This is a genomic window from Caballeronia sp. M23-90 (assembly GCF_053574605.1).
The window spans coordinates 1-7932 of record NZ_JBSIPA010000308.1 but is presented as its reverse complement, the minus strand read 5'-3'; the positions used below and the strand labels follow the sequence as shown (position 1 = coordinate 7932).

Here is a 7932-nt window from a genome sequence, read left to right as displayed (position 1 = left end):
CGGCCTGGGCGTGGGCGTGGTGAACCCGCTCGCTACCCTCGATGCCAACCCCGCGCGCATCGTGTTCCGGCCGTTCTCACCCGAGGTGATGTTTCGCGGCTTTACCGTATGTCCGCAGTTGCAGCATCCCAACCCGCTGGTGAGCGCCTTCCTCGAACTCACCCGCGAGACGATGACGCTCGAAGCGCTGAGGCTTCTAGGCGCGCCTTCATAACACTAGGTGTTTCCCCGACCCGTATTGACGGAAATTATTCACGCCTATAAAGTTTAATTCACGAGCGGGAATAATGAATGGCGAGCATTTGCTTGCCGATGGAGACGCATACCTTGACTCAACACCTTGACGGGTCGCTTGCCGGCATCCGTGTCATTGACTTGTCCCGCGTACTGGGCGGTCCGTACTGCACGCAGATTCTCGCCGACCATGGCGCCGAGGTGATCAAGATCGAGCCGCCGCTGGGCGATGAAACCCGCACGTGGGGTCCTCCTTTCGATGGCGACACGGCCTCGTATTTTCTGGGTGTCAATCGCAACAAGCTGGGTGTGTCGCTGGATCTGTCGAAGGAAGCGGCGCGCGAAAAGCTGCTTGGTCTGCTCGACACGGCCGACGTGCTCATCGAAAACTTCAAGCCCGGTACGCTCGAACGATGGGGTATTGGCTACGAACAATTCCTGAGAGCGCGCTTCCCGAAGCTGGTTCACTGCCGTGTGTCCGGCTTTGGCGCGGATGGTCCGCTGGGCGGTCTGCCCGGCTACGACGCCGCCATCCAGGCAATGGCGGGCATCATGAGCGTGAATGGTGAAGCGGGCGGAGAGCCGACGCGCGTGGGCATTCCGATCGTGGACATGGTGACCGGACTGAACGCTGCGCTTGGCATCCTGATGGCGTTGCGCGAACGTGAAGGCAGCCAGCTCGGGCAGTTCGTGGAATCCACGCTGTTCGACTGTGCGTTGTCGATCCTGCACCCGCACACGCCGAACTATTTCTATTCGGGCAAGCCGCCGCAACGCAGCGGCAATGCGCATCCGAACATCACGCCGTACGACATGTTCCATACGGGCAGCGTCGATATCTTCCTGGCTGTTGGCAACAACACGCAGTTCACGGCGCTTTGCGAAGTGATCCTCACGCCGCAACTCGCCGCCGATCCTCGCTTTGAAAGCAACAAGGCGCGCACGGCGAATCGCAAGGACTTGCGCCGGGCGCTCGAGAGCGTGTTCGAACAATGGGACGGCGCGAAACTCGCGGATACGCTGATTCGCCGTGGCGTGCCATGCGCGCCGGTGTTGTCCATCGATGCCGCGCTCGACCTGCCGCACACGGCGCATCGGGGAATGGTGGTCCAGATGGAAGGGTACAAGGGCATTGCGTCGCCCATCAAGCTCAGTCGCACACCGGCTACTTACCGCACGCCGCCACCACGGCTCAACGAGCACGAAGCGCAAGTCTTCGACGCAACCCGCAAAGGAGACGCGTAATGCTCGCGCTGACAGGCACGATTGCCATTGTTGCGTTGTTCGGCCTGATCATCACCAGGCGGCTGTCGCCGTTGGTGGCGTTGATCGTGGTGCCAACGGTCGCGGCGCTGGTAGCGGGATTCGGGTTGTCCACGGCGAAATTTATCGTTCACGGGGTGCAGGCTATCGGCCCTGTCGCGGGGATGTTCGTGTTTGCGATCCTTTTCTTCGGCATCCTAACGGATGCAGGAATGCTGGATCCGATCATTAATGGCATCTTGCGGATGGTCGGCGCAAAACCTACGCGCATTGTGATGGGATCGGCGTTGCTCGCGTTGCTGATCCATCTGGATGGCTCCGGCGCAGTCACGTTCCTCGTGACGATCCCTGCCATGCTGCCGCTTTACACGCGCCTCGGGCTCGACAAACGCATTCTTGCGTGTGTGGCATCGCTCGCGGCGGGCGTGAACTTCCTGCCGTGGGTCGGCCCCATGCTGCGTGCGTCCGCCGCGCTGCACATTCCGACCACAGTGATCTTCTATCCGATGATTCCGCTGCAGGCCATTGGCCTCGTGTTCGTATTCGGCTCGGCATACTGGCTTGGCAAGCGGGAGGAAAAGCGCCTTGGGTTGGGCAAAGGCGCGCCGCAAACCGTGTTGCAGCCGCGCGAGTTGTCGACGGAAGAAGCCGCGTTGCGCCGGCCGGACCGTTTCTGGATCAACGTGGTGCTGACAGTCGTGGTGCTTGCGACACTGGTCAGCGGTATCGTGGACCCTGTCGTGATGTTCATGCTCGGCACTGTCGTCGCGCTGATCGTGAATTACCCTGAGGTCAATGCACAGCGTGCACGTATCGACGCCCACGCGAAAGCCGCGCTGATGATGGCGAGCGTCTTGCTCGCGGCGGGCGCGTTCACCGGCATCATGTCGGGCAGCGGCATGCTCACCGCAATGGCCCATGTGGTCGTGCAGCACGTCCCGGCCGAACATGCGCGACATATGCCGTTCGTGCTCGGCTTGCTTTCCATGCCGCTGTCGCTGCTGTTCGATCCCGATTCGTTTTACTTCGGCATCTTGCCCGTCATGGCGGAGAGCGCGAAGCTGCTCGGCGTGCCGCCCATCCAGATGGCCCAGGCTGCGTTGTTGGGTCAGATGACAACGGGTTTCCCGGTCAGTCCGCTCACGCCGGCAACGTTCCTGATTGTCGGTCTGACGGGTGTCGAGCTTGCCGAGCATCAGAAGTTCACGATCCCTTTTCTCTTCGCAGCGACACTGCTGATGGTCGCGGCCGCTGTGGTGATCGGCGTGTTTCCGCTCTAGTTCCAGGACCCAATCATGAATTTCGAACTGACTGAAGACCAGTTGTCCATCCAGTCCGCCATTGAAAAGCTGTGCGAACGCTACGATGACGACTACTGGCTCGAACGTGACCGCGAAGGCGGGTTTCCGCACGACTTTCATCGGACACTGGCGGATGCGGGATGGCTCGGCATTGCAATGTCGCCGGACTACGGCGGCTCCGGTCTCGGCATGACCGAGGCCGCGTTGATGATGCAGACGATCAGTGCGTCGGGCGCGGGGTTATCGGGTGCATCGGCGGTGCACATGAATATCTTCGGTTTGAATCCCGTACAGGTGTTCGGCAGTGAGGAGCAGAAACAGCGTTGGTTGCCACCGTTGATCGCAGGAACGGACAAAGCCTGTTTCGCCGTCACCGAACCTGATTCGGGGCTCGACACGACGCGTCTCAAGACACAGGCGGTTCGTGACGGCGACACCTATGTACTGACCGGACGCAAGATCTGGATATCGACCGCGCAGGTCGCGAACAAGATGCTGATCATTGCTCGGACCACGCCGATCGATCAGGTGGCCAGGCCGACGCAAGGCCTCAGCCTTTTTTATACGGATCTCGATCGCGAAAAAGTCGAAGTGCGCGAGATCGAGAAGATGGGCCGCAAGGCGGTCGACTCGAACATGTTATTCATCGACGGCTTGAGGGTTCCGGCCGGCGACCTCATTGGTCAGGAAGGCGAGGGCTTCAAGTACTTGCTCCACGGCCTGAACCCGGAGCGCATCCTGATCGCGGCGGAAGCCATCGGGTTGGGACAGGCCGCGCTGAAACGCGCCACGCAATACGCAAAAGAGCGCGTGGTGTTCGGGCGTCCGATAGGACAAAACCAGTCTATCCAGCATCCGCTTGCGCAGGCCTGGATGCAACTGGAGGCAGCAAGCCTGATGGTGTTCAAGGCCGCATTCCTCTACGATGCCGGCAAGCCATGCGGCGCCGAAGCGAACAGCGCGAAGTACCTGGCGGCGGAAGCCGCGTTTCAATCATGCCAGACGGCAATAGCGACACTTGGCGGGATGGGATACGCCAAGGAGTATCACGTGGAACGTTATCTGCGCGAGTGTATGATTCCGAGGCTCGCACCGGTCAGTCCGCAGATGATCATGTGTTTTATCGCCGAGAAAGTGTTGGGACTGCCCAAGTCATATTGATGCCGTTTGCCTGAATGCCGGAACGCGCCGAACCTGGTGAAGGGAATTGCCATGGATGTCAAACTCGTTGCGCGTACGCTCGACTTGTTCGAACGTTTTGCTACTGAACAGCGGCCTTTGCCGCTGACCGAACTTGCACGGTTGATGGACGTGCCGGTATCGAGCTGTCTCGCGCTTGCGCGTACGCTCGTAAGCCGCGGATATCTCTACGAAGTGAAAAAGCGGGGTGGCTACTATCCGACGCGGCGACTGCTGCAGCTTGCCCAGGCGATCGATGCGGTAGACCCCGTGGTGGAGATGCTGCATGCCCGGCTGGTCGCCTTGCGCGATGCCACCGGCGAGACCATCGTGCTCGGCAAGATTCATGACGCAGCCGTGGTTTATCTCGACGTGGTCGAATCGTTCAAGGCAATCCGTTACATCGTGAAGCCAGGCGAGCTGCGCCCGGTGCATGCCAATTCGATTGGCAAGGCGATCTTCGGTGAGTTGTCCGCGCAGATGCAATCAACGCTTGCCGAAAAGCTCGGGTTCGAGCGGATGACGGATCGCACGACCGCTGATTTTGCTGCACTGGTCGAGCAGACGTCGGCGGCAAGGCAGCGGGGCTGGAGCGTGAACCTCGGGGAAAGCGCACCAGAGCTATCTGCAGTGGCGATCGCAGTTTCCGTTGGCGGTGACTTGTACGGGATATCCGTCGTCGGGCCTACTGAGCGCATCGAAAAGCAGCAGGACGCGCATGGAAGCGAACTCCTGCGCCTGAAAGACGAGATCGATGCGCAGGAGCGTGGCGTTGATTCAATCGTATAGCTCGGGTGCGTTGCTTAACCCGGCGAACCCGCCTGCTTTTTCGGGTCCGCCTTCATGAACGCCGGATGCTGGTCGCACACGCCGATGATCCTGTCGATGGTCGGAATATCCGGCACCGTGATCTTGAACACGCGTGTGACCGCAACAATGCTCGCGAGGCAGATGTCGGCCATGGTGGGTTGATCGCCATGACAATAAATGCCCGTCTCCGATGACCCCGCAAGACGTTCTTCGATTGCTGCCAGCCCCGTGCTCAGCCACTTGATCTGCCACGCGCGCCACGCGGTATCGTCGAAACCACCGGCTGTCTGCAGATACTTTTTCACGCGCGGCACGACCATGGGATGGGTATCGGCGGCGCACATCGATGCAATGGAACGCACACGTGCGCGTCCGTACAAATCGCTCGGCAACAAAGGCGGCGTGGGCTGCAGTTCGTCGAGGAACTCGAGGATCGCGAGCGACTGGGTGAGCGGCTCGTGCCCCTCTTGCACCAGCGCGGGAATCGATCCGAGCGGACTGATCTTCAGGAATGCGTCGCTGCGTTGTTCGCCGGCATCGAGATCGATATTCTGCTCATGCGCGCTCAGGCCTTTCAGGGCGAGTGCGACGCGTACGCGATACGCGGCGGACGAGCGCCAGAATGCGAAAAGTTCGAACTGCGCTTGCTCTGACATGGCGTGTTTCCTTTCGGGTGGATTGCATCGGGGGAGAAGAGCTTAAGCAATAAGCCAGATCCATCGACTTTATACGATGCACGAAAGAGAAACGCGAATGCTGAATACACCAATGCCCGTTGAACCTGCGTTCACCGGGCATTGGCTTCATCAAACTCGAATCAATTATGCGAATAAATCGAACGTGTGTCGTTCGCCTGAACGCGATTGCCGGATTCCGTGTTCGTGCTCTTCACGCCGCCGTAAGCGCGCGAATCGCCGTTTTGCTGGGCGTTATCTGTAGCGATGCTTTGTGCACTTTGACCGCGTTGCGATTCCGGTGCGCCGACCAGCGGGTTATACGACGGTGCCGGGCCATAACCGCTGCTTGCAAATGCAGGTGCTGCAACGGCAGCCGAAACGGCGATCAACAACGATGCGATAAAAGTCTTGTTCATGATGTGCTCCGGTGCGTATCAGGTACTTCGTCCAAGGGTTACGCAGCGGTTGTTGCTGAGTGCGCTGCGTCGATGGAAATCAGTATATGCGCGCACTATCGAAACATTGTACTGATAGGGGTGACAACTGAATCCACTGTGGATGAATAATCGGAACGGGTCTTTGACTTGTCAGCGCCTCTGCACGGGAAACTCTTTCAATTCGACATCGGGCGCGACCGTATTGCCCACCGCGGCACCCGGAACATTCACTGACGACTGTTCCAGCCGGTTGCTGTCCTTGCGCGCCATGGCGGCGCAATCGCCCATGGGAAGACGTTTGACGACAATGAACGCAACGAACATCGCCATTGTGCCGAAGACCGCATTGCTCGCCGCAATGCCGATCAGCACGCCCACAGGCCCGTACTTCATGCCGACGGCAACGAACGGCAGCGTACCGAGCGTTGCGCGTCCCCAGTTGAATACCGTCGATAACAACGGCCTGTCGAGATTGTTGAACGTCGCGTTCGCCACGAACAGACAGCCGACAAACGCATAACTCGCGACCAGCCATGAACAAAATACGCGGATGATCATGGCGGTGTCGCCGCGTGCGGAAAACGCGCGGATCAGGCCGTTCTGGACCAGTGCCAGAACGAGCCACGCGATCGCGACGGTCAGCAGCACGAATACGAGGCTGTTGCGTATGGTTTCGCGAATCCGGTCCGCGCGGCCGGCGCCGAGATTCTGCGCGATGATCGGACCGACCGCCCCGGTGAGCGCGAAGATCAGCGCGAAGGCCACCGGCGTGATCCGGTCGACGGTCGCCTGACCGGCTACGGCCGCTGCGCCGAAACGCGCCATCGCGTGCGTGACATAAGCGCTGGCAACGGGCGTGGCCAGATTCGTCAGAACAGCGGGAAGCGCCACTTTCATGACCGGCTGACTGTTTGACCAGAGCCGCGAAAATCGCACGGGACCGATCAGGTCGTTGACGCGCATTGCGCCATGCAAGCCCACTGCGGCAAGGGCGAGCCGCGCTATGTCGTTCGATATCGCCGCGCCCGTCAACCCGAGATGAAAACCGAAGATGAGAATCGGATCGAGTACGGCCGTCACGACCGCAGCCATGAGCGTGACGGCCATGGCGCGCCGGGCATCGCCAACGGAGCGCATCAGCGCGGCAGTGCACATGCCGATGGCAAGGAACACATACGTGGGCGCGGTGATCATCAGGAAGCTACGGGTCAGCGTGCGCGTCTCGCCCGCGGCGCCCAATGCTCTGAGGATCGGATCGAGGAACAGCAAGGTGGCTGCGCTCAATACGATCGTTACAGCGATCATCAATACAAGACTCGCGGACGCGACCTGCCGCGCCTTCATGCGCTGTCCGGCGCCGAGAAGCCTCGCGACGGTGGCGCTGACGCCAATCGTCATGCCGATCGATATGGCCGTGATGAAAAAGTTGATCGTGCCGGCAAATCCGACAGCGGCGGCAATGGATGTATCGCCGAGAAGAGAGATGTAGAAGAGGTTGACGAGATCGACGGCGAAGACCGCCATCAGCCCGATTGCGCCGGTGCTCGCCATCACGACCACGTGGCGCAAGGTGGAACCCGTTACGAAGCGTGCGGATGAGCGTGCGAAGTCAGGTTGTCGTCTCGATGTCATGGCAAAGCGTACGGTTGCAGTGCGCGAATCATCGCATGAATGACGGGCGATTCATGACGACGCAGGCGTGACAATTTCATTGCAGACGCCAAAATCAATGCGGGTCTCATTGCACCAAAGACGTTTTTTCACATACCGATGTCGTTCAATCGCGTCCTCGCTCACCTACAATGTTCCTGCAGCCTGAGCTGCCTGCAATGTTCTCTGTCCTGCGAAACGTTTCAAGGTATGGAGCTTGCGGGCATGCTGCGTGAAGCTGCAATCAAGTTGCTTCCACCATCGAATAAGGGATACCCATCATGAGCATCTTCGGAACGATCCTGAGCAAGATTTTCCCTTCGAGCCACCCGGCCGTCGCAGCGCCCGCGCCAGTCGCAGCACCTGACACGGCGGCTGCAA

The 7932-nt window shown here is 59.9% G+C and carries 7 protein-coding genes and 1 pseudogene; 5 read left to right on the top strand and 3 right to left on the bottom strand.

Annotated elements, in window-relative coordinates; translation table 11 throughout:
• The 5 genes and pseudogenes from ACRXB1_RS24580 to ACRXB1_RS24560 all read left to right on the top strand — a co-directional run.
• A pseudogene (locus ACRXB1_RS24580) lies at positions 1-214 on the top strand (LysR substrate-binding domain-containing protein); the annotation flags it as partial.
• 113 nt (positions 215-327) lie between these two features.
• On the top strand, positions 328-1479 hold the full coding sequence (locus tag ACRXB1_RS24575; protein WP_449493520.1) for a CaiB/BaiF CoA transferase family protein: 1152 nt from the start codon (positions 328-330) through the stop codon (positions 1477-1479).
• Positions 1479-2777, top strand: a complete 1299-nt coding sequence (locus tag ACRXB1_RS24570; RefSeq protein ID WP_449493519.1) for a CitMHS family transporter — start codon at positions 1479-1481, stop codon at positions 2775-2777. Before ACRXB1_RS24575 ends, ACRXB1_RS24570 begins: the two co-directional genes overlap by 1 nt.
• Positions 2778-2792: 15 nt before the next feature.
• The gene (locus tag ACRXB1_RS24565; protein WP_449493518.1) at positions 2793-3959 is read left to right on the top strand and encodes an acyl-CoA dehydrogenase family protein; all 1167 of its coding nucleotides are present in this window, start codon (positions 2793-2795) and stop codon (positions 3957-3959) included.
• A 51-nt stretch (positions 3960-4010) separates the two neighbouring features.
• Positions 4011-4766, top strand: coding sequence for an IclR family transcriptional regulator (locus ACRXB1_RS24560; RefSeq protein WP_075358339.1), 756 nt, complete (start codon positions 4011-4013; stop codon positions 4764-4766).
• 14 nt (positions 4767-4780) lie between these two features.
• Here the strand turns inward: ACRXB1_RS24560 and maiA are convergent, their stop codons facing one another.
• The 3 genes from maiA to ACRXB1_RS24545 all read right to left on the bottom strand — a co-directional run bounded on the left by maiA (position 4781) and on the right by ACRXB1_RS24545 (position 7533).
• Positions 4781-5443 (bottom strand): maleylacetoacetate isomerase, encoded by a 663-nt coding sequence (maiA, locus tag ACRXB1_RS24555; protein ID WP_449493517.1) that lies wholly within the window; start codon positions 5441-5443, stop codon positions 4781-4783.
• 161 nt (positions 5444-5604) lie between these two features.
• On the bottom strand, positions 5605-5880 hold the full coding sequence (locus tag ACRXB1_RS24550) for a hypothetical protein (protein WP_449493516.1): 276 nt from the start codon (positions 5878-5880) through the stop codon (positions 5605-5607).
• A 171-nt stretch (positions 5881-6051) separates the two neighbouring features.
• Positions 6052-7533 carry an MATE family efflux transporter gene (locus ACRXB1_RS24545; protein ID WP_449493515.1) on the bottom strand — a complete coding sequence of 494 codons (1482 nt, stop codon included), beginning with the start codon at positions 7531-7533 and terminating at the stop codon, positions 6052-6054.
• Between the last annotated feature and the right edge of the window lie 399 nt (positions 7534-7932).

Bases quoted from the DNA above. Each gene is read 5' to 3' on its own strand.
- ACRXB1_RS24550 (WP_449493516.1), bottom strand. From the start codon at position 5,880: ATGAACAAGACTTTTATCGCATCGTTGTTGATCGCCGTTTCGGCTGCC.
- maiA (WP_449493517.1), bottom strand. From the start codon at position 5,443: ATGTCAGAGCAAGCGCAGTTCGAACTTTTCGCATTCTGGCGCTCGTCC.
- ACRXB1_RS24545 (WP_449493515.1), bottom strand. From the start codon at position 7,533: ATGACATCGAGACGACAACCTGACTTCGCACGCTCATCCGCACGCTTC.
- ACRXB1_RS24570 (WP_449493519.1), top strand. From the start codon at position 1,479: ATGCTCGCGCTGACAGGCACGATTGCCATTGTTGCGTTGTTCGGCCTG.
- ACRXB1_RS24565 (WP_449493518.1), top strand. From the start codon at position 2,793: ATGAATTTCGAACTGACTGAAGACCAGTTGTCCATCCAGTCCGCCATT.
- ACRXB1_RS24560 (WP_075358339.1), top strand. From the start codon at position 4,011: ATGGATGTCAAACTCGTTGCGCGTACGCTCGACTTGTTCGAACGTTTT.